Below are 26850 nucleotides of genomic sequence, written 5' to 3' on the forward strand. Positions count from 1 at the left end.
TTTGGAACAAACTAATGAGGATTTTACATGAGTGATACTATCAATTTTGATCAGGAACGGCTTAAAAAGGTGACCAGCCTGCTTGTAAGCCAATCCAGACCCGCCGACGAAAATTCACCCTACTACGAATTAGCCCGAAAGTATAATATCAAAGTTGATTTCCGGCCTTTCATTCAAATTGACGGAGTTTCATACAAAGACTTTCGCAAGCAAAAAGTCAACATTCTGGATCACACAGCGGTCATTTTTACAAGCCGTAATGCCATCGATCATTTTTTCAGGATCTGCAATGAGGGTCGCATTGAGGTACCTGCTACAATGAAGTACTTCTGTATCTCGGAGCAAACGGCCAACTATCTTCAGAAGTACATTGTGATCCGGAAGAGAAAGATCTTCACAGGCACGAAAACTGCCTCCGAGCTGATCGAGCTGATGCGGAAACATAAGAAAGAGAAGTTCCTTTATCCATGCTCTGATGTAAGAAAAAGCGACATTCCAGAGTTTGCAGATACCGAGGAATTCCACTTCCAGGAGGCTACAATGTACCAGACAGTTTCTGCTGACCTCTCTGATCTGGAAGACGTATACTACGATATAATCGCGTTCTTTAGTCCCTCAGGTATTAAATCGTTATTTGATAATTTTCCGGACTTCAAACAAAACTACACCCGCATTGCTGCCTTTGGCCCTACAACAGCAAAAGCTGTTGAAGATGCCGGCCTCGTTCTTGACATTCAGGCGCCGTTGCCAAATGCACCTTCAATGACCGGTGCACTTGACCTTTATATCAGGCAAGCAAACGGCATATAAGCTTAAAATTCACCTCAAAAGCCCTGGAAAATTTCCGGGGCTTTTTTGTGTTTATATCAATTTTTTTAAGCAATATGCGTTATAAATCAAAACTGAAAACCTTCGGTAGATTCCCTAAACAAACCCAAAAGCATGACTTTGAAGTTTACTATAAGGAGTAATAAAAATAACCGGTTACTTGCCATTTTGTTTTTGCTTCCCTTTGCTGCTGTTGGCCAGAAAGATGCTCAGTTTAGCTTATTTTCTTTAAACCAGCTTTATCTTAACCCGGCAGCAGCTGGCGCAGACGGTCTTACCAAATTCCAGCTTATACATCGGACACAGTATGCAGGTTACCAGGGCACAAATCTGACAGACGAAGGAGGAGCGCTTTCGACACAACTATTCTCTTTCAGCATGCCGATCAAAAATTTCGGGATCGGCTTTTATGCATTGAATGACCGCAGCGGACCAAGAACGGATCAGGATTTCAAATTGTCTGCTGCTTACCACATCCCGCTGGCTGGCGGCAACTTCCAGGTAGGTGCAAGCGCAGGGCTGTTTCGCCAGGCAGTTGATTACGGAAAGCTACGGGCCCGGGACCCTGACGATCCATTGATTCAAACCGGTGTGATCTCGGAGATAAACCCTGATGTGTCAGTCGGCGTACGTTACGAGGCCGATGCATTTTATGCGGGAGTGTCTGCCAATCACCTGCTCAAACCGAAGTACCAGCTTGGGTCAGAATCAGGTACTAACCCATTGCCGCGTACATTATACTTTAACGCCGGCGTCAACATTGAACTTGGCTATTTGCTCGATATTCAACCTATCGTATTAGTAAAGTCAGATATCAGTACCGTCTCTGTTGAAGGGGGAGCAACTGTCACTTATAACAAACGCTACTGGATCGGAGGCACTTACCGTCAGCAGGATACTTATTTCATATTGATGGGTGGAATCTATCTGCTCCCTGACCAATCGCTTCGACTATCCGGAGCGTACGATCTGGTGCTAGGTGGTGACAGGGCCAAATCACCTTCCTCTTTCGAAGTGATGCTGTCGTATGCACTCCCTTCACCAAAGTTTGGCAAGAAAACGATCATCAGAACACCACGTTTCCGGTTCTAAGCGCCACGGCAGGAAAGCTTGTAATGTTCAATTTTAAAGTACCAAAATACCATTCCAGCTATTTTCGACTTGTTTTTTTACAATCGCTTAACTAAATCCTCTAAGGCAGTTTGTTAAACTTTAATTTATATTTGTAAAATTATCGACTGTTATACCAATTCTCTTTTTCTTTACGTTAAGTCGATAAATCCGAATTGGCAGCTCTGAGTGCGTATTTGTTTCCATTTGACACTCGCTGAATCAGCTCAGAACAGAGTAGCTTTTGTCTTTTTCAATTATACTATACAGAATCAATTATCGTTTTTAGGCTAGCATTTTATTATTTAAAATTTTACAAAACCACTATGAATGTGAAAGTGTTCTATCGGGATGGAGTCAAAAGTCTGCTTTTGATAGCCGCTCTTATGCTCATGCAGAGTTGCGGATTTATCAAGAGTAAATTTGGCAAGGGAGGAAAAGAAGAAAGCGGTATACAAAATGGAGAAATTACTGCAACTGCCAGAAAAGGCTATAAACAAACTACTCCTGCTGGAATGGTGGTAGTCCCTTCGGGTTCTTTCGTGATGGGCCAGGCTGATGAAGACATTGCTTCTTCTATGAACAACATGAACCGCCGTGTGACCATCAGTTCGTTCTTTATGGACGATACCGAGATCACCAACAACGAGTATCGCCAGTTCGTGAATGCACTCCTGGTTGACTCAGTGTCTGTGTTAGGTGAAGAAGAAATTATGACAAAATACTATCCTGATACTACTGCATGGAAAAAGGATTTTGCTTATTCTAATGGTGATCCTTTTGTAGAATACTACTATCAGCATCCCGGATTTGACACCTACCCTGTTGTAGGTGTGAGCTGGCAAGGCGCCCAGTATTTCTCAAAATGGCGTACTAATCTGCTTCATGATTACCAGAACAAAGAAGGACAGTTCAATTCAACAGGTTTCCGTCTTCCAACAGAAGCAGAATGGGAATGGGCAGCAAGAGGTGGACGCGCAGTTGCGAAATATCCTTGGGGTAACCCTTATACAATGAACACAAAGGGGTGCTTCTTGGCGAACTTCAAGCCGCAACGCGGAAATTATGATGCAGATGGATACCCTTATACAGGTCCGGCTAACGCATACAATCCAAACGACTTTGGTCTTTATAATATGGCCGGAAACGTTGCGGAGTGGACTTCGGATGCTTACACCGATAATGCCACAGCAATTGTTTGGGATATGAACCCAAGATATGACAACCCTGATGAGCCCCGTAAAGTGGTAAAAGGCGGATCTTGGAAAGACATTGCCTACTATCTGCAAACTGGTACAAGAACTTTCGAATATGAAACTGAACGTCGCGCTTTCATCGGCTTCCGCTGCGTGATGGACAATGTTAACGACCGTGGAGGTGCCCGTGCCCGTCGTCGCTAATCACAAAACTTACATTAAAGAGAAGCAGTGTTAAATACCCTGCTTCTTTTTTTCGATCCCTTCAAACTCATAGTATCTATTTTAATTTATTCACTGTAACCGATTTTAATTCGTATGGCTAAGAATAGCGGACCTAATTTTTTTTGGGATAAACTGGTACCAACAATCTATAGCGCTGGTGCTGCCGTTGTAATTTTAGGAGCTTTATTTAAGATTCAACACTGGGACGGAGGCGGCCCGATGCTTACTGCCGGTCTTGGAACTGAAGTACTCATATTTTTACTTTATGCGTTGCAAACTTTAACTCAATCCACCGATAGAGATCCGGACTGGACAAGAGTGTATCCTGAACTTGCTGATGATTACAATGGACCTGCGATCACTCGCGGTACAACAACTCAAAGCAGCAACATTACTGCCAAGCTTGACAACATGCTTGACAATGCGAAGCTTTCTCCTGAGGTATTTGACAGCCTTGGCAAAGGATTCAGAAACCTTTCAGAAACAGTTGGCAAGATCACTGACCTGACTGACGCAACTGTTGCTACTAATGATTACGCAAGAAATGTGAAAACTGCGTCAACTGCGATCAGTGATATGAACAAATCTTATGGAGTAGCCATCAATGCGATGACCTCCATGGCAGATGCGACCAAAGATGCGCAATCATATCGCGAGCAATTCCAGCAGATCACCAAAAACATGGGTGCATTAAACGCGGTTTATGAGCTTGAACTTCAGGACACTACCAAACACCTGAAAGCTATGAATGCATTCTATGGTAACCTTACTGCTGCGATGGAAAATATGGCAGATGCGACCAAAGAATCTCAGGTATTCAAAAGTGAGATGTCGAAATTGACAACTAACATTTCTTCTTTGAATGGCATTTATGGTAACATGCTCACCGCTATGCGTGGCGGAAACGCGTAAAACCCTCTGACAAGCTTTTACAAAAATCATTGTAAAAGCTTGTCTACCTAAATTATTTAATCACTGAAACCGATTACTGAATAATATGGCAGGTGGAAAAGAAACACCCCGTCAAAAGATGATTGGAATGATGTATCTGGTACTTACAGCGATGCTTGCATTGCAGGTAAGTTCAGCCATTATAGAAAAATTCATTCTCTTGAACAATTCTTTGGAACTGTCCTCAGGCGCAGCCAATAAAATCAACCAGGAAACAGTACTTAAAATCAAAGCGGCTGTTGAGAAAGCAGGTAACCGTTCGGCTGATATTGCCGTTTTAAAGGAAGCAGACCAGGTTCGTCAGTACACATCCGAGATTACTAACGCAATTAATGCATTAAAGCAAGAAATCATTAACAACGCAGGCGGCGGTTTGAATGAGGAAGGAGCGATTAAAAATCCGCAGGAAGAAGGTAAGGTAGCTGAGCTGATGGTTGGAGGTGCTAAAAATGGAAAAGCATACCAGCTGCAGAAAAGCCTTAACAGCTTCACTTCGCAATTGAACCAAATCACGCCTAATAAGTTTCAACCTCTTGCGCTGGACGGAAATCAGGATCCGGTAGCAAAAGGCAATAAGGAACAACGTAATAAAGATTTCGCTGAACTGAACTTCGCCCAAACTCCCGTTGCAGCTGCTCTTGCAGTGTTAAGCCAGAAGCAGACGGACATCCGCAGAATGGAAGGAGAAGTCTTGAACTATCTTGCGAGCAAAGTAGGTGCTGCTGACATCAAGTTCGACCGGGTATTGGCAATGGTAAGCGCAGATGCTAAGACCGTTGTTGCAGGTACCAAATTCAAAGGTCAAATGTTCATTGCAGCTTCTGCCAGTGGCATCACACCTAGAATGAGCCTGAACGGATCGCCAGTGAAGGTTGAAAACGGAATCGGTTTGATCGAGTTTACGGCACAGGGCGGCGGATACAATGCAGAAGGACTTGCAAGACGTGAACTTCAGGCAAGGATAACAATCCCTACTCCATCCGGAAGAGATACCACGTACACCATGAATCAGGAGTACTTTGTAGTGAAGCCAACTTACCAGATCGAAACAGGAACACTACCTCCATTGTATTTCGGTTGTGCCAACAAGCTGAGCATTCAGAGCCCTGCATTAGGCGCACTTTGGGCACCTACCTTCTCAACAGATGGTGGTGAAATCATTCCAAGTGGACAAAAAGGTAAATTTACTATTGTTCCAAACCGGGCTCAACTGAACATTACAGTAAGCAATGCAGGAAATGTGCTTGGATCAGAGCCGTTCCGGGTAAATCGGGTTCCGAAACCTTCGTTGGAAGTTAGGGTCAATGGAGCTCCTTTTGACGAAAGAAAAGGTGCACCTGCAACAGGCGCAAGAAGCATTCAGGTTGTGGCTATTCCGGATGAGAGCTTTAAGAACTTCTCTCCAGAGGATGCTCGCTTTAGAGTGTCGCAAATAGAGGTATCACTTGCAAGAGGATCACGCCGTATTAATGGTGTTACGCTATCTGGCTCAGGTGGTTCTATATCATCGCTTGCACAACAGGCACAGCCTGGTGACCGGTACGTTATTTCGATTCTCAAAGTAGAGCGTCAGAACTTCAAAGGAGCGATCAGCGAAGTCGAAATGGGAACCCAAACTCGCCAGGTTACTTTATACTAAGACAACATTTTAGTCGTTGATTGGACAATACAACTTATGCACGATATGAGAAGAATGAATGGAAAAACGATTGCATGGTCTTTATTATCCTTGTCCCTAGTTTCGGGATCTGCATTTGCACAGGAGAAAGAGGATTCGACTGCTAATGTTTTCTCGTCACGTCCTATTGCAGATGGAGATGTGATGATGAAAAGGACACTTTGGAGAAGGGTGGATCTTAAAGAAAAGCAGAACATTTCCATGTTCTCTAAGAACAATGAGATCACGCGTTATCTTCTTGATGCTGCGAAAGCAGGGTTAATTGATGCATATACAAATGATTCCTGCGCAACTAAAATCACTGGTGACGAACTTCATAAACGCATCCTGATCCCTAACCAGACTGCCGGACTATCGGCAGAAGAGATTGCGGCAGGATTTGGAGCACCTGCTAAAACCGATGATGGATGGGGCGCAAAGCCAGCAGCTGAGCCTGCGAAGCAAACACAACCAGCTGATGATAGCTGGGGTGCTGCTGCCAAGAAAGAAGCGGAGCCGGTGGATGATGGTTGGGGACCTCCAAAGAAAAAGTCAAGTAAAAAGGGTGCTAAAAACACGCAGGTAGCAAAAGAAGAGCCACCAGTTGTAGAGCAGCCAAAGCCAGATACGACTTCATTTGACACGCAGGTAGCAGCAACAGAAGAAGAGTATTTCCCAGACCAGTTAAGCATTCTTGAAATAAAAGAAGACTGGACTTTCGACAAAAAAAGATCAAGACTCTACAACGATATCCAGACACTGTCGATTATTCTGCCTGCTGAGCAAACAGCTACTGGTTTAGAGATCCCGGTTGCATCTTTCCGCTACAAAGACGTGGAAAGATTGTTCAGAAGCGATCCTAAGAAGTACATCTGGTACAACACGCATAATACAGCGCAAAATAAGAACCTGGCTGACGCATTTGACCTTCGCTTATTCTACGGAAGGATCACCAAGTTCTCCAATGCCAATGACAAGGCGTTTTTAGATATCTATAATGGAGAAAAAGAAGCGCTGATCAAATCTCTTAATTACGAACAGGAGTTAATGGAGTTGGAGCACGGTCTTTGGGAATATTAAGATCTGCAATTTAAAATGCTATAAAAGTAAAGGAGCACCTCATCCAAGGTGCTCTTTACTTTTATAGCATTTTGCTAAATGTTACTTCCGTAACAATTTGATCTTCTTACCTAGCTTAACGCTGCCTTCTGACAAACCAAGTGCCTTAACAGCTTCGTTGTAGTCTTTCCAATTAACTTCGGCAGAAGTTCTCAACAGCTCGCCCGGGACGAAAATCAATCTGATATCCTCAAAGGTTCTCATAGGAGCCTTCTCAACATCTTCGGACCATCCCAAGTTAATGATATCTACAAAAAAGGTAGAATCGTCTACTCCATGAACGAAAGTGAAATTATTCACCTTACCTTCACCAAAGCTCACTGTTCCCGGGAGAGGCCACCAAACGCCTTGTGCTTTTACATATACCATTACGACTGCGCTTTCATAGATCTCGATCTCGTCCGCTGATAAACTGTCCAAGCCGATTTGACCTCTAAGTCCCCCATCCACTGTTGATTCAATTTCGCCAAGAGAAAATATAGCTGCACCGCCACCTCCTCCAGTACCATCCTGGCCAGCAGGGCCAGCTGGACCCGCAGGGCCGGCTGCACCTGTATCTCCTTTCGGACCAGCAGGACCTTCCGGACCTTCGCAACTGCTAACTGCTAGAACCATCACTCCGATCCAGGCAAATAGTAATAATTTTTTCAACATAGTTGTTTACGTTTAGAATGTGAATTGAAAAGAAAAGATTTGAAATAAATACGCAAGGATTTGTTAAAATGACGAAGCCTAAGCAGTTTGAGCCATAAATTATAGAAAAAAAGTCACTAATCCTTCTCGTAATGCCGAATACCGGAAAGAAAAAGCTTATCGTAATTGCAGGCCCGACAGCTGTGGGAAAAACAGCATTATCAGTGAAATTGGGAATGGATTTGCAGACAGAAATAATTTCTGCAGACTCGCGGCAATTCTTTCGCGAACTGAACATCGGTACTGCAAAACCCACCAATGAAGAACTGCAGCAAGTTGTGCATCATTTTATCAACTCTCATTCCATTCAGGAAACATACAGCGCGGGCGACTTCGAACGAGACGTAATCAAGCTCCTAGAAGCGCATTTTGAGCATTCTGACTATCTGATTATGACGGGGGGCTCCGGCTTCTATATAAAGGCTGTGCTGGAAGGACTGGACGATCTGCCCGCTCCTGCGCCAGGATTAAGAGAATCGCTGACCGAAAAATGGCATTCGCAAGGTCTGGAGACTTTGCAAAAGGAGCTTGCTGCTATCGACCCAAACTTTGCGGGTTCCAGCGAAATATCCAATCCACAAAGGGTGGTGCGTGCATTGGAAGTATATTATACAACCGGCACGCCAATCAGTGAGTACAAGCTTCGAAATGTAAAGAGCAGGGATTTTGAACCGATTTGCATCGCAGTGAACCGCGACCGCACAGAGCTGTATAACCGCATTGACAAGCGCATCGACCTTATGCTGCACGATGGATTGGTAGAAGAAGTAAAAAGTCTTGTTCCATACCGTGCGCACCAAGCATTGCAAACGGTTGGCTACAAGGAAGTGTTTGAATTTCTTGACAACAAATACGATGAAGCCGAAATGATCCGGCTCTTAAAGCAGAATTCACGAAGGTACGCAAAACGCCAGTTGACCTGGTTCCGTCATCAGGGCGATTTTAAATGGTTTGATGTGGAGGATTATAGTGCGATACGCGGCTTTATAAACCAGCAACTAGCCGGGTAAGAACAAAAACGGCGATTTTACAAGTATGTAAATCGCCGTGCCAAGTGCCTGCAATCAGTTAATCTTCCAGTTCCCGGTACGCGAGAATGCCTCCTACAACGTTTCTGACATTCGTGTATCCCTGGGATTCGAGAAACTTGACAGCTTTACCACTTCTTGCGCCTGACCGGCAGTGAATGATAAGTTCTTCGTTTTTGAGAGGTTCAAGCTCGTCCAAGTGATCGGGAAGCTCGCCGAGGGGGATCAACTTGGCACCGAGATTATCTTCTTCATACTCGTGTTCTTCACGCACATCGTAGAAATGAAGGTCTTCACCATCATCAAGTCTCTTTTTAAGTTCTTCAACTGTGATATCCATTTCGAGAATTTGTTTACTGAAAAGCTATTTCAATATTAACATTTTTTGAACAAAGGATCGTTTCCCGTCGGAAGCTTTCAGAATGTAGATTCCGTCCTTTATTCCTTTTAATTCGTGAGACTGCTGATTACGTTCTGGTAAAACCGATTCAATCAGCCTACCATCGTTTGAATAGATGTCGATCTGATTCAGATTTTTCGCCTTCCAGCTGATAGTACCTTTACTTGGATTTGGATAGAACCAGTTCTCCTTCCCGATTTCCTCCCGCCCGGTCACTACTCCCAGGGCCTTTTCTCCAAGGTACGGCCGGATCATTATACTCCCATTTAAGGATTGCTCCCGCGCCCATTCAGTTCCCAGATTATAGAAGATCTGATCCTTGCCAAACAATGAATTTCTGTCAAAACCCAGCGTCAAAGGTTGCTCATTGATCTGCTGCCAGCCCACGTAAAAAGTATCGGAAACTGCAACAGGAGCGCTCAACCGGTAGTCGGCAAAACCATTCCGAACGGCTGCATACGATGCAGAAACAGACCTTTGTGCCAGAATTTGATCCGGTTTTCCGTTTTTATTACTCAAAAACTGGACCGTAAAGTTTTGACCTGCTACATCTCTGTTAAACGGAACGATCGCGATCCTTACTCCGCCGATTGTATCAGGCTTGGCGAGAATGTATCTGACAGCTACGCGACCCAGCTTTTGATTGACCTGAATGCCGTACTCCGCACTTCCGTCGTCAAATGCGAAATAGTCCGTCAGAGCAATCCTGGAAACGATCGTGTCATTGTTTTTCAAATTCACATTCGGGATCGTGTCGGTAGTTGTAAGATAAAATTTCGCCAATAATTGAATGGAGTCTCCGGGAGCAGTTATCGCAGCAGGCGCCAATTTTACGCTTAAAGCCTTCGACTTCAATGATTCTACAAAGATTGAACGCTGCACATTACGCTGGAACTCCTTTCCCGTTTTCTGGTCAGTTAAGGTGAATGTGCTGGTCAGTACATTGAAATTATTAAAATGGTTGACAATATCAGTTCTGATCGAATCAGACAATGCGGCGGCGGGATTCACAAGATACTGGCGCAGCGGCATAGCAGTATACCTTTTTAAAAGCGGCGAAATCGCCTTGCGGGTAGCTACGTCGAAGATATAGGGCTGCTTCCTCGAACGTTTCGCGTCAAGGTGAACATAGTCGAGGTGCCATGTATCATAGGCGCCCGAAGTTCGACCGAAGCTCCGGAAGCGGAATTGAAAAGCGGCGTGCAAATAAGCTGCATTAGTGATAGCTACAAATTCCTGCCGGAATGTAGTATCTGCTTCAAATCCATTCTGCTGCCATACGGTAACCCACTGATTGTTTCTGTTGAAATACTCTAAGCTCAGGAAATCGCTCGAATCAGGTAATTCGCCAAATCCCTTTGCGGACCAGTAGAAACTCAGGTACACCGAGTCAGAGGCTGCTTTACCTGCAAGATTGATTGGTTGAGAAGTAAGTGTATCCGTGAAGCCCTGACCAAGCTGATTGTTCAGGTTATAAGGCGTGCCACCCGCATTAAGTCCGTCAAATGTGACCAGATTACGCGAAGGGTGCGAAGCTGACTGTGAGTTATTCACATATACGCCACTGCCCGGAAGCCAGTATTTCGTGTCCGGAGAAGCGGTGCGGGTAGTTGAAAAATCATCGAAGAAAGGGAGAGTCAACACCTGCGTTCTCAGGTTACGCTCATCATAGCCCTGCATTTCAGCTTCATACGCCGACTCATCAATCGGAACGATCTTAAGTTGTGCATATAGGGACGGACACTGGGTCAGCAGCAGTATCCAGAAAAGGAAAACAGTTTTTTCGGACTTAAACAGGCTATTGCTCAGGCTGGCTAGTTTCATTCTCAGTTGGTTCCAAAGACTGCGGCGTTACCCAAAGATCAATTACATCTCCAATTCTCACATTATTGCCTGCATCGGGATTTTGTCTTACAACTGATCCTGGCGCCTGGCCTTCTTCCGCCTTGACCTCCATTTGCTGGCCTACCTTCAAACCAGATCCAATGATCGCGATTTTGGCTTCGTCAAGTGGCATTCCGATTACGGACGGAGCTTCAAACTGGGCTGTACCCAGGCCTTCGCCAAGTTCCAGATCTATTTTCGACCCTTTGGTAATAGGCTGGCCGGGCAGGATCTCCTTTCCATTATACATTTGCCTTAATACAGCATTCTGCGCCATATCAGGCACATAAGAAATGTTTCCTTCTTCCAGGCCGACGCTCTTCAGAAGCAGCTGGGCGCTTCTGTGCGTCATATCAGTCAGCTTTGGCATTTTGATCAACGGCGCAGTTCTTGATACTACTGTCACATATATCTTTCTGCCTTCTTTCACTTTTGCTCCCGGAGGTGGATACTGCGCAATAATAGTAAGCGGAGGGATGTTGGCCACAAATGTGCAATCCACCTCATAACGAAGATCCCGGCTGTTTAAGAACTCTTCCAGGCCGGCCACGCTTTTCTTTTTCAGATCAGGGACAGTGACTGCTTCGCCGTGATTGGTTGTAAAAGGAAGGTAAACAAAGAAAAAGCCGAGAAAAATTACCAGAAGCAGCGAGACGATTATTCCTATATGTATAAAGAGGTCCTTTTTGGACTGCGTACTTATCTTGGCCATGAATGTATCTGATGCACGAAATATGATATGCGGGTAAAAATAAACGTAATAATCTTAGAAGCCAATATGCTAAACTGCATAAGCGCCAAGAATTCTTTTAATGTATTTGCCTAAAATATCGAATTCCAGGTTAACAGAATCGCCTGCTTGTAGTGAGTGAAAATTAGTAAAGGAATAAGTGTACGGTATAATCGCTACCCTGAATGCATTCTTTTCAGAATTAAACACCGTGAGACTCACGCCATTAATGCAGATAGAGCCTTTTTCAACGGTAATATTGCCGGTTGCACTATCATACTCAAAGTCAAACAGCCAGCTTCCGTCCCTTTCTTCCAAATGGGTGCAAATGCCGGTTTGATCCACATGCCCCTGCACAATGTGCCCATCGAAACGCCCATTTGCAGGCATACATCTTTCCAGGTTGACCTTGCTGCCGGGTACCAGCTGCCCGAGGTTTGTTTTCAAAAGCGTTTCTTCAATGGCGGTAACCTGGTAATGCTCTCCCTCAACCGCGACTACCGTCAAACAAACGCCATTGTGACTGATACTCTGATCAATCTTAAAATCTCTGGCTAGGGAAGACGATAAAGTAAATGTCTTGTTAGTCCCCTCCTGCTCTATCTTCACAACCTCGCCCAGTGCTTCAACAATTCCTGTAAACATCCTATTCATTTCATGTTTGAAAGGCAAAGTTAAGATTTCTCGCGCACTGTTATTCTTAATAAATGCGTTAAACTCGTGTTCATTCGCTGGGATCGTTTTTCAATTTCCTATACTTTGCGAACTTTGCAGGAAATCACAGCCAGGCAGTTCATGCATTGCTGCTATCTTCTTACTATTTGACGAATGAAAAAAGTACTATTTATCGACCGGGACGGAACGATTATTGTAGAACCTAAAACGGATTTCCAGGTCGATTCTCTTGAAAAGCTAGAATTTTTGCCCAAAACAATTTCAAATCTTCGGAAGATAGCAGAAGAAACAGACTATGAACTCGTCATGGTAACCAATCAGGACGGTTTGGGAACCGACTCTTTCCCGGAGCCGACTTTCTGGCCGGCCCACAATAAAATGCTGCATATACTTGCAGGTGAGAATGTAAATTTTGCCGCTATTCACGTCGATAGAAGCTTCCCGGAAGATAACCTCCCGACGCGCAAACCCGGCACTGCTATGCTGACTTCCTATTTCACCGACGAATATGATCTCGCCAACAGCTACGTGATCGGCGACAGACTGACTGACGTCCAACTGGCTGTTAACCTGGGCTCAAAAGCAATTTTGTTTTCAGAGTCCTTCCCTGATAGCAGCATTTCGGACGAGATGAAATCGGCAACTGCATTGATCACAACTGACTGGGATGTGATTTACGAGCATCTGAAATTACCTTCGCGAACTGCTTCCGTCGAGCGAAATACCAAAGAAACACAGATCAGAATAGCCCTTAATCTGGACGGTAGCGGCCGGTCGGACATTCACACAGGTCTGGGTTTCTTCGATCACATGCTTGACCAGCTGGCGCGGCATTCGGGCGCAGATCTTTCTATCCGCGTCGAAGGGGATTTACATATAGATGAGCACCACACGATTGAAGATACCGCACTCGCATTAGGCGAAGCTTATCGCTTGGCGATTGGCGATAAAAGGGGTATTAACAGGTATGGATTCCTGCTTCCAATGGACGAAGCTCTTGCACAAGTGGCTATCGACTTCTCCGGTCGGCCGTGGATTGTATGGGATGCGGAGTTCAAACGCGAAAAAATTGGCGAAATGCCGACAGAAATGTTTTTCCATTTCTTCAAATCATTCTCCGATACCTCATTGTCGAACCTGAATATCAAAGTAGAGGGCCAGAATGAGCATCACAAGATCGAGTCTATTTTCAAGGCTTTTGCCAAGGCGATCAAAATGGCCGTGCGCCGCGATCTGAAAGCATTGGATTTTATGCCTTCTACAAAAGGCGTACTATAAATTTTGTTCAAATAGATTCCATTTGCATTTTTTACCTATTTTTGTCAAAGTCAAAAGTCTATTTAATTGATTAGTTATGGGAATGACAATAATAATGATCGTTTTCTATATTGTTCTTCTGGGTTCCGCATTCCTCGTGGGACGCTGGCTTGAGAACAATGAAAAGAATTGGAAAACCAATAAGTAACAGGGCTTCATCGCCCTTTTTTTGTCTCCAATCAGAATGCAGCGGTAACTTATTTTCTGTACCATTTGTAATAAATTACCTGCTAAAGAACGTTTTAGCCCAACCAGGCGTTAACAATTCGCTTCTCAATTCCGAAATACGTTGCTTAGAACACTGTGTCTCATACTGCTCACGACCTTTCTCATCTGTAAAGCCACAGATGTAGCGAGTATTTTGCTTCTCAAAAGCAAAATGTCTGTGGCTTGTGATACTGGTACCTGTGATAATGAAAAGACGGAAGTTGAAAAAATGAGTGACGATCAGCTCTTTAATGATCAAGTGGTTCATTTTGACCATTTCTACCTGTCCATTCCACCGAAGAACTCCTTTCTTTATTCCATCAGTTTTCGGAATGACATTGTATATAATCTGCTCTCCCCACCTCCTGAGCTGATCTGATTTCCCCCGATTTTGTAATGTCCCTGCATTTCATGGATAAATATTATCCTTTGGAATTTAGGATTATATCTTTTTATTTCTATATTAATCAAAGATCATGATCAAATCATATCAGCAATTGTTCGAAAACAATAAGAAATGGGTGAATGACATCACCCAGGAAAATCCAGACTTTTTCAATAACCTGGCTAAAGGACAAAGCCCTAAATTTCTATGGATTGGCTGCTCCGATAGCAGGGTTCCGGCCAATGCACTGACCGGCACTCAGCCGGGCGATATCTTTGTCCACCGCAACATTGCCAATATGGTGATCCACACTGACATGAGCATGCTCAGCGTACTCGATTACTCGGTGAACGTTCTTGGTGTAATACACATCATTGTTTGCGGACATTATGGTTGCGGCGGTGTACTTACCGCAATGGGAAATAAGCAGGTTGGACTAATAGACAACTGGTTACGCCACATTAAAGATGTTTACAGGCTGCACCAGGAAGAGCTGAATGCTATTTCAGATATGCAATTGCGCAGCAACAGGCTTGTTGAACTGAATGTGATCGAACAGGTTCGTGGTTTATCCAAAACAAGCATCGTGCAAAATGCCTGGGCAAATGGCAAAGCACTCCAAGTTCACGGTCTTGTTTACGATATTAAATCGGGTATTCTGCAAGATTTGGACGTAACAGCTGACAATACCAACGACTTTGAGGATGTGTACCGTTTGGAAAGCCTTCAACTCGTTTAAGCTAACTCTGGTAATTAAAAAACTAACTATCCTTTCGCATCAGTCGTATGTCATTGAAAAATAAGAGTTTATTGGCCAACCTCAAATACGATTTCCCCTCGGGACTCGTCGTGTACCTGGTGGCACTGCCACTCTGCCTTGGGGTTGCACTTGCGTCCACCGGCCGGTCCGACCTGCTCTTTTCGGGGATTATTGCCGGGATGGTAGGTGGAATTATAGTTGGCTCGCTCAGCGGATCTTCATTAGGTGTAGCCGGCCCTGCCGCCGGGCTTGTTGTAATCGTCCTCAATGCACTCGACACCCTCGGGAGTTTCGAAGCGTTCCTGCTGGCGGTGGTCATTGCCGGTGCATTGCAGGTGATTGCAGGTTTGTTAAAAGCGGGTATCATCGGCTACTACTTCCCATCCTCAGTGATCAAGGGAATGCTTGCGGCAATTGGTATAACACTGATCCTGAAAGAAATTCCACATGCTTTCGGGTACGATGCCGACTTTATGGGCGACGAAGCGTTCAATCAAAAGGATGGTCAGAATACGTTTACGGAAATCTGGAACTCTGTAAGATATAGCAGCACCGGCGCGATTATTATTTCTGCGGTATCCCTTGGGTTACTCATTCTGTTCGACAAGCCCTTTATGAAACGCATTCAGCTTTTCCGCTTTGTGCCGGGGGCATTGTTTGTCGTACTGATAGGAGTTGCACTAAACCTTGCGTATGCAGCATTCATGCCGAGCTGGACGCTTTCCGGCGAGCACATGGTGCAACTGCCGGTTGCCTCAACTCCAAGTGAGTTCTTCGGGTTCTTTAAAACACCGGATTTCTCCGCTTTTCAGAGAGTGGAAGTATATACAATAGCATTGACGCTCGCAATCGTGGCCAGTCTCGAAACGCTCCTTTCTGTGGAAGCAACAGACAAACTTGACCCGTTCAAGCGCAGTACGCCAACCAACAGAGAGCTTATTGCTCAAGGCATAGGTAACATGACTTCGGGTTTGATAGGAGGCTTGCCTGTGACACAAGTAATCGTGCGCAGTTCAGCTAATATCGACTCCGGTGGCCGCACCCGGATGAGCACCATTATTCACGGGTCTATTTTGCTGCTGTCAGCGGTTTTAATTCCTAAATTCCTGAACTACATTCCCCTTGCTTCCCTGGCTGTTATTTTGTTGATGGTAGGTTATAAACTCTCCAAATTCTCTCTTTACCAGGGAATGTACCGGTTAGGAAAGGAGCAGTTCATTCCGTTTATAGTAACCATTATAGCTATTCTCAGCACTGATTTGTTAAAAGGGATTGCTGTCGGAATGGTAGTTGCGATCTATTTTATTTTGAGAAAAAACTACCAGCATTCCTACCATTATGTCAAGGAGCAGCATCGTGAAGGCGAGGTTATCACATTGATCTTGTCGGAAGAGGTGACATTTCTGAATAAAGGAAGTATCAATGCGACACTGGAAAACCTGCCGGACGGAGCCACGGTGATCATCGATGGAAGCAAATCACTCAACATTGACTACGACGTTCTCGAAATCATTCAGGACTTCAAAAAGCATTCTGCCCCGCTGCGGAATATTACTGTTGAAACCAGAGGTATCAACGATGTTCAGGCCGTAGGCGGACATTGAGATAAATACAAATCACAAAAAAATCCCACAATCCGGTTCTCGGTTGTGGGATTACTTTTTTGTAATAGTCCAATAGATCAGGTACGCTAATTTTTCTGTTTGAGACGCTGAATAAGCATATCGTTAAATGTACGTTCTGCTTTGTACAATTCAATTACCTGGGCTGCTGTAATGGTTTTCAAAAACTTGTTCTGATATTCCTTTTCAAGGTCGAGCTCCTTCTGCCGCAAATCCTGTACTTCTTTAAGGTTGTTCAGAACCTGGTCGTCTGTTTTCCCCTCCGCCTTCTTGTCATTGATGATCTTTCGTTGAGAGCGATGGATTTCTCGGCGCTTCTGGGAATATTCATTGTAAACAGGCCAGAACCCCGCCGACTGTTCCGGAGTGAGATTGAGCCGGTTTGTTATGATTGCCACTTTTGCATCCTGTATCCTCTTAACTTCCTCTTCCGAGCGCTGTTGCGCGTTCGCATGGGAAGCTGATGCCAGGACAATGAAAAGGCCGGCAAGAATGTTCAGGTATCTTCGGGTGATAAGCTTATACTTCATTTTTAATGCTGTTAGGGTCAAATAGTCTCTTGCGCAGTAACCGTTTCCTGGATCTGCTGGCGGATCAGATTATCGTCAAGCCCGTCCAGATAATACAAAACTGTAGAGTCGGTATCAAATGCTTTTTGAACAACTTTATGCTCGCTCAGATCGTAATAGCTGATATTTTCTTCTTCCAGATAATTGATAATGGAAGCATTGCTAACGCCGCTCAATGGTTCCTGACCGAGAGAACCTTGCCGCTCCGGAACAGTTACCCATACCAGAATAAGTATGATCGCCATCGCCGACACCAAGCCTGTAACTCGTTGCCAGTTCCAGCTTATGACAGGTTTCCGGGCTGGCTCAGCAGGTATCCTGGATTGAATTTGCTGGGGCAACTTATCGAAATAACCCTCGGGCACCGAAAATGGAACCTCCTTGCGGATATCTTCCAATCGTATACGTCCCTTATCCATAATTATTAATATTTTTTACTTTGTCGGAAGTTTGACTGTTTGCTTTACAAATGGTTTAATCATTGTCATTTAAATAATCCTCAATTTTTTTGGACGCCCAGTGATAAGAAGCTTTCAGCGCTCCTACCGACGTTCCGGTGATCTCCGAAATTTCCTCATAAGGCAGTTCTTCAAAGTATTTGAGGTTAAAAACAAGCCGCTGTTTTTCCGGGAGTTTTAGTATTGCCTTCTGTAATTTCAACTGAATTGCGTCGCCGCTTACCTCCGGATCGGCTTCCAGCTTTTCTGCCAGTTCATTTTCAACATCATAGATCGGGACGAAGTACTTTCTTCTTTTTTTGTTCAAAAAGTTGATCGCCTCGTTGCTCGCAATGCGGTAAAGCCAGGTGTACAGCTTGGAATCACCACGAAAGTTTTCGAGCGCAGTCCACGCCTTAATAAACACATCCTGGGTAACATCGTTTGCATCGTCGTGGTCAACGACCATTTTACGTATTAACCAATATACTTTCTGCTGATACTTCCGCACCAGCTGATTGAAAGCGTTTCGACGCGTTTCGGGATTTGCAAAAAGGGATAATAATTCTTCGTCAGACATTTAAAAGGTTCTAACCTGTAAGTCAATCCTGGAAAGCGCAAAGTGAGCTGCATTGCCGCCAAAACAAGAATCAACGTAAGTCAATAATAGCTGATTTTTCCGTTCCATCAAACAAAAATCAAGCCCAGCGGGAGCGAAAGCCATGTTTCACCTACCACCGGGCTTGATTTATAACTTCTACTACTATACTTTGATTGCGTTAAGCCTGCTTTCTGGCAATCGCACGTTTGGCAGCTTCCACGATGTGCTTGGCCGTCAGTCCGTATTTTTCCAAAAGCTGCGTCGGGGTACCGCTCTCGCCGAAGCTATCGTTCACAGCTACATATTCCTGCGGAACCAGCTTGTTTTTCACTAAAACCTGCGCAATGCTATCGCCTAGTCCACCAATGCGGTTGTGCTCTTCGGCAGAAACCACACAGCCAGTTTTCTCAACAGATTTCAAAACAGCTTCTTCGTCAAGCGGCTTGATCGTGTGGATATTGATAATCTCCGCATTAATGCCCTCTGCTTCCAGCAACTCGCCCGCCTGGATCGCTTCCCAGACCATATGACCGGTTGCAAAAATGCTGACATCAGTTCCTTCGTTTACCATCCACGCTTTTCCGATCTCGAATTTCTGGTCTGCATCGGTAAATACAGGGATTACCGGCCGGCCGAAACGCAGGTACACAGGACCTTCATAATCAGCGATCGCGATGGTAGCGGCTTTGGTCTGGTTGTAGTCGCAAGGATTGATCACTGTCATTCCAGGCAACATTTTCATCATTCCGATATCTTCCAGGATCTGGTGGGTAGCGCCATCTTCACCCAATGTCAAACCTGCGTGAGATGCACAGATTTTCACATTTTTACCTGAATACGCGACACTCTGACGAATCTGATCGTAAACGCGGCCTGTTGCGAAGTTCGCGAAAGTAGTTGCGAATGGGATTTTACCGCCAATCGTCAAACCAGCTGAAACACCGATCATATTCGCTTCCGAAATCCCGCATTGAACAAAGCGCTCCGGATTTTCTTTAATAAATGGCTCTAACTTCAAAGAGCCCACCAAGTCGGCGCAAAGTGCAACTACATTGGGATTTTGCTGACCCAAAACGTGCATTCCGGCACCAAAACCCGAGCGGGTATCTTTCTTTTCAGTGAAGGTGTATTTTTTCATGAGTTTGATATCGTAAAATAAAATAATGGCTTAAAGGAATTTGGGTTATCTGAAATCAATAGTCTCCCAAAGTCTCTTCCAACTGACCCAACGCTGCTGCCAGCTGCTCATCGTTTGGCGCAACGCCGTGCCATTTGTGGCTTCCCATCATAAAGTCAACACCATAGCCCATTCCGGTGTGAAGCAGGATCATGATCGGCCTGCCGTGACCAAGGCGGCTTTTCGCCTCGTACAAACCTTTCAGCACTGCTGCCATATCATTACCTTCTTCAATGGAAATTACCTCCCAGCCAAAAGCTTCGTATTTTTTACCAAGATCAAGGTTGTTCATTACCTTCACGGTTGGACCGTCGATCTGCTGTCCGTTCAAATCGATAAATGCGATAAGATTGTCAACCTGGTGGTGCGGCGCAAACGTAGCTGCCTCCCAAACCTGGCCTTCCTGCTGCTCACCATCGCCCATTAACACATATACCAGACCTTTATCTCCATTCAGCTTTTTAGCCAATGCAGCCCCGATCGCCACAGACATTCCCTGCCCCAGTGAACCTGACGCAATGCGAATACCCTCTAAATGCTCGTGTGTAGTTGGGTGACCTTGTAATCTTGAATCCAGCTTGCGGAAAGTAGCCATTTCTTCAACCGGGAAATAACCTCTGCGAGCGAGCGTGCTGTACCATACCGGAGAAATGTGACCGTTTGACAGGAAAAACAGATCTTCATCCGTTCCATTCATATCAAAAACAGGCTTTCCGTCTGTCTCTTTCAGCTTCATCCGCTCAAAGTACAGAGCCACTAATAATTCGGTACAGCCGAGAGAGCCGCCCGGGTGACCCGACTGGCAGCCATGCACCATGCGTACAATGTCCCTGCGAACTTGTGAAGCTACTTTTTCTAGTTGTTCAATTTCCATTTTTATCGATTTTCTATTGGACTATGTTAAATCCGGCCGCCCTCGCGATGAGTGACTTAACCAGGCAAATGTCTGCTTAATCGGACTGGCAAAATGACTTATAATTACTCAGTTTTACCAAGAATTTGACCTGCGTGATTTTTGGCCTCAACCTTTTGAATAACCTCCTCAATGGTACCTTCTTCATTAATGACGAAAGTAGTGCGGATTATACCCATATAAGTTTTCCCAAAATTCGTTTTTTCGCCCCAAACCTGATAAGCTTCCACCATCTTGTGGTCGGTATCAGAAAGAAGTGAGAAAGGCAGGTTATGTTTTTTGATAAATTTTAAATGCGACTTCTGGTCGTCGACACTTACTCCCAGTACACTATACCCTTTTTTGATAAGCTCTTCGTAATTATCTCTCAGGTTACAGGCCTGCGTCGTGCAGGTTGGGGTATCGTCTTTTGGATAAAAGTACAGAACCAGTTTTTTTCCCTGAAAATCCGAAAGTTTTACTTCGTCTCCATTTTGGTCCTTCGCTGAAAATGCGGGTGCGGGCTCTCCTGCCTCAATTGCCATAGTTTACTTTTTACGTTTAACCTTCTTACGAATAACAACCGGTTCGGTGATTTCTGTTCGCAAGATAGTACTATTTCCCGCCCTGTCCTTTACTTCAAGCACAAGCTCGCCCTCGAAAAGCTTGCTCTTGTCGAGTTTTTCAGACCAGATATATGCTTTTTTATAATCGTAATTCAAGAGCACCCATTCTCCGTTTACAAATGCATTGAAGCTTTCTATGCCGGACGTGGGGTCGCTGATAAAGCCGGTGATACGCGTCTTGCTATGTTCGGTCAAGCGTACTTTCGGCGGCAATGTATCCGCCATAATTACGAAAGTGCCCAGCTCTCGTGTATCAAATTCAATACGGTCGTCGTTCCACGTTCCGCCCAAAAACCGGTAGTCTCCATTTAGGTAGCGATAAACCCTTGTTTTCTCTTTGTTCTCAGGTATCTTTTCCGGGGTGAATGAAACTGAAATGTAATCGTTCAATGCAGTGCCGCGGTTGTTGATTGTCAATGCATTGAAATTCTGCTGACCGGTCAGGAACAGGGTATCGAACAAACTGGTGTTCTTGAAGCTCACGCCCCACTTTTCAGCCTTGTACGCAGAGGCAACCCCGGGTAAAATCTGGCTGCGCAGGTAAGTCTTGACAGTAGTATTAGCCACTTTCACAGAGTCCGGGCGATACTCCCTTAAATCAGTCAGAAAAACAGCTGCATCATCAGCGTAAAGGTCCGGCTCATTTTTTACTTCTTTGCCGTCGACAAAATAGGTCGCAAATGGAATGGTACTCCGGTAATACTTTGCTTTCACAACCAACGTGTTTTCCTGTACATCCGTTTGAACCCACTCCGGACGTACTTCTGTAGTATCCATCCGCAATGGAGGATTCCTCGGCTCACCTTTGATAGTGAATAGCAGCTCGGAAGCATTTTCGTAGGAATCTGAAATCCGGATTTTGACTTGGTGGTTCAGCGTATCCGTAATGTTGAGCTTACCTTGAAAAGCGTTGGTTTTGTAGAGATTAAATGTATTTCCATCAGGAACATAACACTTCAAAAACCGCTGCCCGGTCGCCTGCTCGGTTTGGTAGTCGATGAGGTTATTATAATCCCTTGTGGAAGTGCTGGGGAAAATTTCAATGTTGTAAGAAAATACCTCCTGCCCGTCCATTGTGATCTCGATACATTGCAGTCCGTATCGGAAACCAGTCCCCGTCATCTGATCATGCGCAACAAGATCGAAACCGACCATTCCGGTCGCAGTTACGGGTTCTTTCAAGCGGTAAGATCCGTCTGCAAGCTTGACAGGTGCATATACCTTTCTGTCAAATTGCCCATTCACCCGCCCATTGATATCAAGCGGACGAATGGCGAGATTGACGAATTTGGGCGGAGTTACGTCGCGGATTTCCTTAAACCCGAAATACAACGGATTGAGATAATTGTTCTTGCAATCACGGATTTCAAAATGCAAATGCGGACCAGCTGATCCGCCCGTATTTCCTGAGAGGGCGATCACCTCGCCTTTCTTAACAGCAAACCTTCCTTCTTCGGGAAAGAGCTCCGTTTCAAAAGTCTGCTTTTTATATTGCTCCTCCCGCACATAGCTGGCCAGCGGCTCACTGAATTTCAGCAAATGCCCGTAAACGGTTGTTTGTCCATTCGGATGCCGCAGGTATATTACGTTACCATAGCCAGTCCGCTGTACACCTACTTTATATACATAACCTTCCGCCGCAGCATAAACCGGCAATCCCTCGCGCTGCTCGGTGCGGATATCCAAACCCGCATGAAAGTGGTTACTCCGGAGATCGCCAAGCCCGCCGGCCAGTGAATTAGGCAATCCGGGCCGGATCGGAAATTGATAGTAATCTTTTTGGTAAGACAACTTTTGGGCAAAAGCAGCCCCGCCCAAAAAGGCAAAACCCAAAGCAAAAAAGCTGATGCGGACGATTGCCCGGAAACAATAATGCATGAAAGAAGGAGATTGCGGCGCAGCTGGCCGATAAACTTGAAGAATACGGTTTATTTAACGAATAGTTCAAGCATCTTCTTGCCCTCAATGAATGCAGTGAGCTTATCCCCGATCTGCACGGCGGAAACTCCTTTGGGAGTACCTGTAAAAATAAGGTCGCCTTTTTTCAATGTAAAATAGCGGGAAACGAACGAAATCAGGTAGTTGATCCGGTATAGCATCATCGACGAGTTACCCTGCTGCTTTATTTCTCCATTGATATCCAAACTGAAATTGATGTTCTGGATATCCTCAAAATCAGATATAGGCACGAATTCTGACACAGGCGCCGATCCATTAAATGCCTTCGCGAGCTCCCAGGGTAATCCCTTACTTTTTAACTCAGACTGTAAATCCCTGGCAGTGAAGTCAATACCCACTCCGATCTCATCATAATACTTGTGCGCAAACCGCTCTTCAATATTCTTGCCGACGCGATTGATCTTAACCACCAGCTCCACTTCGTGATGGACATCTTTGGAAAAAGAAGGATAGAAAAAAGGCTCTCCCAGGCGCAGCTGAGCAGTTTCAGGTTTTAGAAAAATAACAGGAGCATCAGGTTTTGCATTGTTCAGCTCCGCGATATGATCCGCATAATTCCGCCCTACACAAATTATTTTCATTCGGGGTAAATCTGGTTTAAATGTGTATTTCTGTCAATAACAAAACTACTTACAAAGCAGCCAGTGACATAACATTTGCCACAATTTTTCGCTCCTGAAACAGTTGTTACATATAGATGTTCCCTGCCGGCAAGAGCGGGCTTAGCTGCTCAAAAGAATAAATTCTTGCTATTTTTGGTTAAACATTGTTTCAATTCAAAGCTTGCGCATGAAGAAGCAAATTACTCTTTCCATTTTCTTTTCATTTTTAGTCCTCAACCTCCTGACTTCCTGTGATACCCTCCGCAAAACACCTGAAAAACCTAGCTACGCCAAGACCAGCGGAAGGCGCACGCTGACATCGCGCAAGCCCGCACCGAAAGCGCCTGCAAGAAAACCAGCGCCGAGTACCGCCGCGAGGCCGGCTACAAAGCCTGTTTATTCCAATCCGGGCAGCTTATCAAGCGCCGAAATCCCGCAGGTTGTGCAGGTAGCAAGAACTTATACAGGTACTCCCTACCGTTCGGGAGGGAATGACAAGAATGGGATCGATTGTTCGGGTTTAATTTGTTCGGTGTACTCTGAGATTGGCGTGAAAGTACCGCGCATCTCCTGGCAGCAGTCTGAATTTGGGCAGGAGGTAAGTCAGTTAAAAGACTTGAAAGCAGGCGACTGGCTGTTTTTTGTACCGGAAGCCGGCAAGGAAGGTTACGTATCCCACGCCGGTATTGTAACCGACGTGAGAAGTCCGCAGGAAATTATATTCATCCACGCATCTACTTCGCGCGGCGTAAGAGAAGACAATTTGTTTTCTAACTATTTCAAAGGCCGTTTCGTCAAAGCAATGCGGCCCTTTTGATATCAGGCAAATAGCGCATTCACTTTCGCAAAAGACATTTCCTGATAATCTGAAATATACAGATCGCACGGAGGCAGCTCTTCCCTGGTGTGCGAGCTTAAAACGCCGACTACACGCATTCCCGCATTGATCGCCGCAGAAACCCCGGAGAACGAATCCTCAAAAACAATGCATTGCTGTGGGGTAACACCGAGGTTTTTGGCAGAAGCAAGATACACTTCGGGATCCGGCTTGTGCTTCGTCACATTCTCGCTCGCCAGCACAGAACCGAGGTAATCCATTACCGGCACTTTACCGAAAATTAGATCCAGATTGGCGCGCGGTGCAGAAGTAGCTACACCCAGTCTGACCTGATTATTTTTCAAATCTTCAATGAACGGAACAAAGCCGCTGATTGGCTCTACAAAAGGTTCGTAAATTTTTCGGAACAAACTTTCCTTTTCATCTTCAAGCTGCAAAAGCTCCTCTCCTTCCACTACCCTTTCGAGAAAATGGCTGAGAATGTAGCTGTTACTTTTACCATACATATGGGCAGCAAAGTCAGCATCGGTTGGACTAAGGTTACGCTTCGAAAAAAATGCGCGGAAGGCTTTGGAATGGTACGGATTGGTGTGGCAAATTACACCGTCCATATCGAAAATAACTGCTATTGGATCTTTCATACTACAAAGGTATGCAACGACACGCCTATCAATCAAGCTGGTTAACCGATCTGAGACGGAATCAGTCAGTTGCGGGAGCAGTCAGAAGTTTCGATTGGAAATAGCAGATAATAATGTTATTCTATTAAATTTACCCTAACTTGTTAACTAGTCACAAGTAAAATGGGCCTTCTTGTTTCTTTCCCACACGGCTTTTTACAGCCGGGATTGAATACCTTTTCGTTTAATTAATTGTAGAGTATGAATGAATTAGAAAGGATAAGCAATGCAGCGGGGCCGCAACCTGTTTCAAAGCCTGAAAGGAACCTGAGTTCGCTCGAAGTTTACGATCAGTTTGGTGCGATGGCTTACGGCATTGTTTTACAAATCATTCCACAACCGCATCTGGCGCAGGAAGTCCTGGTAAGTGTATTTTCATCTCCTTTGCTTCAATCTTGCAACAGCTATCCATTTTCCTACGCCGCCTGCATTATCAAGCTGGCGCGCGCGAAGGCAGTAGAAGCAAAAAAGAAATTGACATCGCTTACCGCACTTGAAGAGGACAATGCACCATTTTCAGGCACACCAACACCCCAAGTCATATTTGACCTTGCATTTCGCCGCGGACTTACGCCGGACGAAGTGGCAGTTAAATTAAACATTACAAAATCTGAAGTGCTACGCAGCTTCCATGATTTTTTCAAAACAAACGGCAAAGCTTAAAGCATTGAAAACACAGGAATTTATAGAAAGCGGAATATTGGAAGCCCATCTCCTCGGACTCACAAACCAGGAGGAGCAAACGAAGGTCAGGCAAATGGTTGAATCGGACCAGGCTCTTGAAGAGTATGTTGTTGAACTCGAAGCAGGTATTAATCAATATTTCGTCAGAGAGTCGGTAACACCGCCGGAAGATGTTCGGGAGGTAGTCAAACTGAGAAGCACGCGTGATAAGAAGGCGCGCCAGGAATTTTCCAATGCGGAGAAAACCGACCGGCAGTATCTGGACGTAGAAGTGAACGATACACATATCAAAGTCCATAAATTCTGGCGACCCGCGTTCATTGCAGTATTCATATTGTCGAAAATCTTCCTGATAGCGGGGCTTTATTATTATTTCAAAACAGTAAGCCAGGAGGAAGAACTGGAAAGACTAAAAATGCAGGTTGAACAAACCAGGTAGAGAATAAATTGAATTTGGATAGAGCCGGAGCCTGTACTTCGGCTTTTTTGTGCTCAGGTGTTTTTTTTGAATTTTCTCAACTTCACCCCGTTACCAACCCTTGTCTTTTCCGTATAGGATAATGAAGAATCATTATATTTGTTTACGGCACATCCTATATGAAAGACAGAGACAGAATCAGTAATGTGGAAGATTTAATCGCAGACATGTTAATCCGCCTGGACAGGATCGACGACGGACAAGCAGCACTTCAAAGCGGGCAGGAAAGGCTGGAATTTAGCCTTGATGATCTTAAAAGTGAGGTTAGGGAGCTGGCGAAGGAGCAGCATTCCTTTGATAGGAAGCAGTCCGCCACACAAGAGTTAATGAAGAACTTTATTAAAGTTGTCAGAAAGAACAGTGTGGATATTAGCGGCAACGGTAACCGCATTGATGAAAACACGCTTAAAATCGAGTTAAACAACATTGAAATTGAACTAAGCCGAGCAGCTATTGAAGGCAACACTGTCTCGATTGAAAAGCATAGCGCTGAAATTGGGCAACTTAAAGCTGCAACAGA

The 26850-nt window shown here is 44.9% G+C and carries 29 protein-coding genes; 15 read left to right on the top strand and 14 right to left on the bottom strand.

Going from position 1 to position 26850, the window contains the following annotated elements; all coding sequences use genetic code 11:
• Positions 1 to 27: 27 nt before the first annotated feature.
• The 6 genes from Q369_RS0124770 to porN all read left to right on the top strand — a co-directional run bounded on the left by Q369_RS0124770 (position 28) and on the right by porN (position 7047).
• Positions 28 to 810: a uroporphyrinogen-III synthase gene (locus Q369_RS0124770; RefSeq protein WP_031530409.1), complete on the top strand. Its 783-nt coding sequence runs from the start codon at positions 28 to 30 to the stop codon at positions 808 to 810.
• A 132-nt stretch (positions 811 to 942) separates the two neighbouring features.
• On the top strand, positions 943 to 1920 hold the full coding sequence (locus tag Q369_RS0124775; RefSeq protein WP_084165854.1) for a PorP/SprF family type IX secretion system membrane protein: 978 nt from the start codon (positions 943 to 945) through the stop codon (positions 1918 to 1920).
• Positions 1921 to 2264: 344 nt separating this feature from the next.
• A complete protein-coding gene (gene porK, locus Q369_RS0124780) occupies positions 2265 to 3338 on the top strand; it encodes a T9SS ring complex lipoprotein PorK/GldK (protein ID WP_031530411.1) in 1074 nt (357 codons plus the stop codon).
• Between the two features lie 114 nt (positions 3339 to 3452).
• Positions 3453 to 4271 (top strand): type IX secretion system motor protein PorL/GldL, encoded by an 819-nt coding sequence (porL, locus tag Q369_RS0124785; protein ID WP_031530412.1) that lies wholly within the window; start codon positions 3453 to 3455, stop codon positions 4269 to 4271.
• Between the two features lie 85 nt (positions 4272 to 4356).
• Entirely contained in the window at positions 4357 to 5949 is a 1593-nt protein-coding gene (gene porM, locus Q369_RS0124790; RefSeq protein ID WP_084165855.1) for a type IX secretion system motor protein PorM/GldM, read from the top strand.
• A 54-nt stretch (positions 5950 to 6003) separates the two neighbouring features.
• Positions 6004 to 7047 (top strand): type IX secretion system ring subunit PorN/GldN, encoded by a 1044-nt coding sequence (gene porN / locus Q369_RS0124795; protein ID WP_035333837.1) that lies wholly within the window; start codon positions 6004 to 6006, stop codon positions 7045 to 7047.
• A gap of 81 nt (positions 7048 to 7128) precedes the next feature.
• On the opposite strand, the gene Q369_RS29415 is transcribed toward porN, so the two are convergent.
• The gene (locus Q369_RS29415) at positions 7129 to 7701 is read right to left on the bottom strand and encodes a hypothetical protein (protein WP_205624368.1); all 573 of its coding nucleotides are present in this window, start codon (positions 7699 to 7701) and stop codon (positions 7129 to 7131) included.
• A 170-nt stretch (positions 7702 to 7871) separates the two neighbouring features.
• Between Q369_RS29415 and miaA the strand changes: the two genes are divergently transcribed.
• A complete protein-coding gene (gene miaA, locus Q369_RS0124805; protein ID WP_031530416.1) occupies positions 7872 to 8789 on the top strand; it encodes a tRNA (adenosine(37)-N6)-dimethylallyltransferase MiaA in 918 nt (305 codons plus the stop codon).
• Between the two features lie 58 nt (positions 8790 to 8847).
• Here the strand turns inward: miaA and Q369_RS0124810 are convergent, their stop codons facing one another.
• The 4 genes from Q369_RS0124810 to Q369_RS0124825 all read right to left on the bottom strand — a co-directional run bounded on the left by Q369_RS0124810 (position 8848) and on the right by Q369_RS0124825 (position 12466).
• Complete coding sequence (locus tag Q369_RS0124810; protein WP_031530417.1) at positions 8848 to 9147, bottom strand: rhodanese-like domain-containing protein; 300 nt, start codon at positions 9145 to 9147, stop codon at positions 8848 to 8850.
• A gap of 24 nt (positions 9148 to 9171) precedes the next feature.
• Complete coding sequence (locus Q369_RS0124815) at positions 9172 to 11031, bottom strand: T9SS type A sorting domain-containing protein (RefSeq protein ID WP_031530418.1); 1860 nt, start codon at positions 11029 to 11031, stop codon at positions 9172 to 9174.
• Positions 11006 to 11803, bottom strand: coding sequence for a PASTA domain-containing protein (locus Q369_RS0124820; RefSeq protein WP_031530419.1), 798 nt, complete (start codon positions 11801 to 11803; stop codon positions 11006 to 11008). The genes Q369_RS0124815 and Q369_RS0124820 overlap by 26 nt, the downstream gene beginning before the upstream one ends.
• 69 nt (positions 11804 to 11872) lie before the next feature.
• Positions 11873 to 12466 (bottom strand): riboflavin synthase, encoded by a 594-nt coding sequence (locus Q369_RS0124825; protein ID WP_031530420.1) that lies wholly within the window; start codon positions 12464 to 12466, stop codon positions 11873 to 11875.
• A gap of 183 nt (positions 12467 to 12649) precedes the next feature.
• Between Q369_RS0124825 and hisB the strand changes: the two genes are divergently transcribed.
• From hisB to Q369_RS0124850, 4 genes are all read left to right on the top strand, one after another.
• Positions 12650 to 13774: a bifunctional histidinol-phosphatase/imidazoleglycerol-phosphate dehydratase HisB gene (hisB, locus tag Q369_RS0124830; protein WP_031530421.1), complete on the top strand. Its 1125-nt coding sequence runs from the start codon at positions 12650 to 12652 to the stop codon at positions 13772 to 13774.
• Between the two features lie 328 nt (positions 13775 to 14102).
• A complete protein-coding gene (locus Q369_RS0124840) occupies positions 14103 to 14399 on the top strand; it encodes a hypothetical protein (protein ID WP_031530422.1) in 297 nt (98 codons plus the stop codon).
• A gap of 97 nt (positions 14400 to 14496) precedes the next feature.
• Entirely contained in the window at positions 14497 to 15144 is a 648-nt protein-coding gene (gene can, locus Q369_RS0124845) for a carbonate dehydratase (protein WP_031530423.1), read from the top strand.
• 47 nt (positions 15145 to 15191) lie between these two features.
• The gene (locus tag Q369_RS0124850; RefSeq protein WP_031530424.1) at positions 15192 to 16769 is read left to right on the top strand and encodes a SulP family inorganic anion transporter; all 1578 of its coding nucleotides are present in this window, start codon (positions 15192 to 15194) and stop codon (positions 16767 to 16769) included.
• A gap of 86 nt (positions 16770 to 16855) precedes the next feature.
• On the opposite strand, the gene Q369_RS0124855 is transcribed toward Q369_RS0124850, so the two are convergent.
• From Q369_RS0124855 to Q369_RS0124890, 8 genes are all read right to left on the bottom strand, one after another.
• Positions 16856 to 17317, bottom strand: a complete 462-nt coding sequence (locus Q369_RS0124855; RefSeq protein ID WP_031530425.1) for a hypothetical protein — start codon at positions 17315 to 17317, stop codon at positions 16856 to 16858.
• Between the two features lie 17 nt (positions 17318 to 17334).
• Complete coding sequence (locus Q369_RS0124860) at positions 17335 to 17775, bottom strand: hypothetical protein (protein WP_031530426.1); 441 nt, start codon at positions 17773 to 17775, stop codon at positions 17335 to 17337.
• A 55-nt stretch (positions 17776 to 17830) separates the two neighbouring features.
• A complete protein-coding gene (locus Q369_RS0124865; protein ID WP_031530427.1) occupies positions 17831 to 18373 on the bottom strand; it encodes an RNA polymerase sigma factor in 543 nt (180 codons plus the stop codon).
• Between the two features lie 199 nt (positions 18374 to 18572).
• Positions 18573 to 19532, bottom strand: coding sequence for a transketolase family protein (locus Q369_RS0124870; RefSeq protein ID WP_031530428.1), 960 nt, complete (start codon positions 19530 to 19532; stop codon positions 18573 to 18575).
• 55 nt (positions 19533 to 19587) lie between these two features.
• Positions 19588 to 20445 (bottom strand): transketolase, encoded by an 858-nt coding sequence (locus Q369_RS0124875; RefSeq protein ID WP_031530429.1) that lies wholly within the window; start codon positions 20443 to 20445, stop codon positions 19588 to 19590.
• Between the two features lie 104 nt (positions 20446 to 20549).
• Complete coding sequence (gene bcp, locus Q369_RS0124880; RefSeq protein ID WP_031530430.1) at positions 20550 to 21008, bottom strand: thioredoxin-dependent thiol peroxidase; 459 nt, start codon at positions 21006 to 21008, stop codon at positions 20550 to 20552.
• Positions 21009 to 21011: 3 nt separating this feature from the next.
• Entirely contained in the window at positions 21012 to 22967 is a 1956-nt protein-coding gene (locus tag Q369_RS0124885; RefSeq protein ID WP_031530431.1) for a M23 family metallopeptidase, read from the bottom strand.
• A 50-nt stretch (positions 22968 to 23017) separates the two neighbouring features.
• Positions 23018 to 23629 carry a fumarylacetoacetate hydrolase family protein gene (locus Q369_RS0124890; RefSeq protein ID WP_031530432.1) on the bottom strand — a complete coding sequence of 204 codons (612 nt, stop codon included), beginning with the start codon at positions 23627 to 23629 and terminating at the stop codon, positions 23018 to 23020.
• Between the two features lie 208 nt (positions 23630 to 23837).
• On the opposite strand from Q369_RS0124890, the gene Q369_RS0124895 reads away from it, so the two are divergent.
• Entirely contained in the window at positions 23838 to 24467 is a 630-nt protein-coding gene (locus tag Q369_RS0124895) for a C40 family peptidase (RefSeq protein ID WP_031530433.1), read from the top strand.
• Positions 24468 to 24469: 2 nt separating this feature from the next.
• On the opposite strand, the gene Q369_RS0124900 is transcribed toward Q369_RS0124895, so the two are convergent.
• A complete protein-coding gene (locus Q369_RS0124900; RefSeq protein ID WP_031530434.1) occupies positions 24470 to 25129 on the bottom strand; it encodes an HAD family hydrolase in 660 nt (219 codons plus the stop codon).
• Positions 25130 to 25369: 240 nt separating this feature from the next.
• On the opposite strand from Q369_RS0124900, the gene Q369_RS0124905 reads away from it, so the two are divergent.
• The 3 genes from Q369_RS0124905 to Q369_RS29350 form a co-directional block, all read left to right on the top strand.
• Positions 25370 to 25831, top strand: a complete 462-nt coding sequence (locus Q369_RS0124905) for a sigma-70 RNA polymerase sigma factor region 4 domain-containing protein (protein ID WP_031530435.1) — start codon at positions 25370 to 25372, stop codon at positions 25829 to 25831.
• Positions 25832 to 25835: 4 nt separating this feature from the next.
• Positions 25836 to 26291 (top strand): hypothetical protein, encoded by a 456-nt coding sequence (locus Q369_RS0124910; RefSeq protein ID WP_031530436.1) that lies wholly within the window; start codon positions 25836 to 25838, stop codon positions 26289 to 26291.
• 158 nt (positions 26292 to 26449) lie between these two features.
• Positions 26450 to 26850 (top strand): hypothetical protein (locus tag Q369_RS29350; protein WP_035333826.1); only part of this gene is annotated, 401 nt, incomplete at its 3' end.

The organism is Dyadobacter crusticola DSM 16708, from assembly GCF_000701505.1.
Taxonomy (GTDB): Bacteria; Bacteroidota; Bacteroidia; order Cytophagales; family Spirosomataceae; genus Dyadobacter; species Dyadobacter crusticola.

Coding starts and splice junctions, on each gene's coding strand:
- Q369_RS0124810 (WP_031530417.1), bottom strand. CDS start 9,147: ATGGATATCACAGTTGAAGAACTTAAAAAGAGACTTGATGATGGTGAA.
- Q369_RS29415 (WP_205624368.1), bottom strand. CDS start 7,701: ATGGTTCTAGCAGTTAGCAGTTGCGAAGGTCCGGAAGGTCCTGCTGGT.
- Q369_RS0124825 (WP_031530420.1), bottom strand. CDS start 12,466: ATGTTTACAGGAATTGTTGAAGCACTGGGCGAGGTTGTGAAGATAGAG.
- Q369_RS0124815 (WP_031530418.1), bottom strand. CDS start 11,031: ATGAAACTAGCCAGCCTGAGCAATAGCCTGTTTAAGTCCGAAAAAACT.
- Q369_RS0124875 (WP_031530429.1), bottom strand. CDS start 20,445: ATGGAAATTGAACAACTAGAAAAAGTAGCTTCACAAGTTCGCAGGGAC.
- hisB (WP_031530421.1), top strand. CDS start 12,650: ATGAAAAAAGTACTATTTATCGACCGGGACGGAACGATTATTGTAGAA.
- Q369_RS0124850 (WP_031530424.1), top strand. CDS start 15,192: ATGTCATTGAAAAATAAGAGTTTATTGGCCAACCTCAAATACGATTTC.
- bcp (WP_031530430.1), bottom strand. CDS start 21,008: ATGGCAATTGAGGCAGGAGAGCCCGCACCCGCATTTTCAGCGAAGGAC.
- Q369_RS0124905 (WP_031530435.1), top strand. CDS start 25,370: ATGAATGAATTAGAAAGGATAAGCAATGCAGCGGGGCCGCAACCTGTT.
- Q369_RS0124890 (WP_031530432.1), bottom strand. CDS start 23,629: ATGAAAATAATTTGTGTAGGGCGGAATTATGCGGATCATATCGCGGAG.
- Q369_RS0124865 (WP_031530427.1), bottom strand. CDS start 18,373: ATGTCTGACGAAGAATTATTATCCCTTTTTGCAAATCCCGAAACGCGT.
- Q369_RS0124885 (WP_031530431.1), bottom strand. CDS start 22,967: ATGCATTATTGTTTCCGGGCAATCGTCCGCATCAGCTTTTTTGCTTTG.
- Q369_RS0124900 (WP_031530434.1), bottom strand. CDS start 25,129: ATGAAAGATCCAATAGCAGTTATTTTCGATATGGACGGTGTAATTTGC.
- can (WP_031530423.1), top strand. CDS start 14,497: ATGATCAAATCATATCAGCAATTGTTCGAAAACAATAAGAAATGGGTG.
- Q369_RS0124895 (WP_031530433.1), top strand. CDS start 23,838: ATGAAGAAGCAAATTACTCTTTCCATTTTCTTTTCATTTTTAGTCCTC.
- porK (WP_031530411.1), top strand. CDS start 2,265: ATGAATGTGAAAGTGTTCTATCGGGATGGAGTCAAAAGTCTGCTTTTG.
- miaA (WP_031530416.1), top strand. CDS start 7,872: ATGCCGAATACCGGAAAGAAAAAGCTTATCGTAATTGCAGGCCCGACA.
- Q369_RS0124855 (WP_031530425.1), bottom strand. CDS start 17,317: ATGAAGTATAAGCTTATCACCCGAAGATACCTGAACATTCTTGCCGGC.
- Q369_RS0124775 (WP_084165854.1), top strand. CDS start 943: ATGACTTTGAAGTTTACTATAAGGAGTAATAAAAATAACCGGTTACTT.
- porM (WP_084165855.1), top strand. CDS start 4,357: ATGGCAGGTGGAAAAGAAACACCCCGTCAAAAGATGATTGGAATGATG.
- porN (WP_035333837.1), top strand. CDS start 6,004: ATGAATGGAAAAACGATTGCATGGTCTTTATTATCCTTGTCCCTAGTT.
- porL (WP_031530412.1), top strand. CDS start 3,453: ATGGCTAAGAATAGCGGACCTAATTTTTTTTGGGATAAACTGGTACCA.
- Q369_RS0124860 (WP_031530426.1), bottom strand. CDS start 17,775: ATGGATAAGGGACGTATACGATTGGAAGATATCCGCAAGGAGGTTCCA.
- Q369_RS0124870 (WP_031530428.1), bottom strand. CDS start 19,532: ATGAAAAAATACACCTTCACTGAAAAGAAAGATACCCGCTCGGGTTTT.
- Q369_RS0124770 (WP_031530409.1), top strand. CDS start 28: ATGAGTGATACTATCAATTTTGATCAGGAACGGCTTAAAAAGGTGACC.
- Q369_RS0124820 (WP_031530419.1), bottom strand. CDS start 11,803: ATGGCCAAGATAAGTACGCAGTCCAAAAAGGACCTCTTTATACATATA.